Annotated in this window: 1 pseudogene; it reads right to left on the bottom strand. The window is 62.3% G+C overall.

Features of this window, described 5'->3' with window-relative positions:
• A pseudogene (locus tag MOV75_RS42235) lies at positions 1-186 on the bottom strand (branched-chain amino acid ABC transporter permease); the annotation flags it as partial.
• Positions 187-223 lie beyond the last annotated feature (37 nt).

Genomic DNA, 223 nt, shown 5'->3' with positions numbered 1-223 from the left:
CACCGCGAGCCCGTAGATCAGGAGCATCGTCATCTGGAAGATGATGAAGTTCTTGACGAACACCGGCACGATCAACAGCACCGCCAGCACCAGCAGCGAGGTGCCCGTGCCGAGCGTCATGGCCCGCTTCGGAACCGCCTCGACCGCCTCGTGGCCTTCGCCGACGACTTCTTCTGCAGCGCTCATGATCAAACTCGCTTGACGATGTGCCGGCCGAACAGGC

The organism is Bradyrhizobium sp. PRIMUS42 (assembly GCF_023006515.1).
Taxonomy (GTDB): domain Bacteria; phylum Pseudomonadota; class Alphaproteobacteria; order Rhizobiales; family Xanthobacteraceae; genus Bradyrhizobium.
Note: the sequence above shows the minus strand (reverse complement) of the source record. Positions and strands in the feature narration are given on the sequence as shown.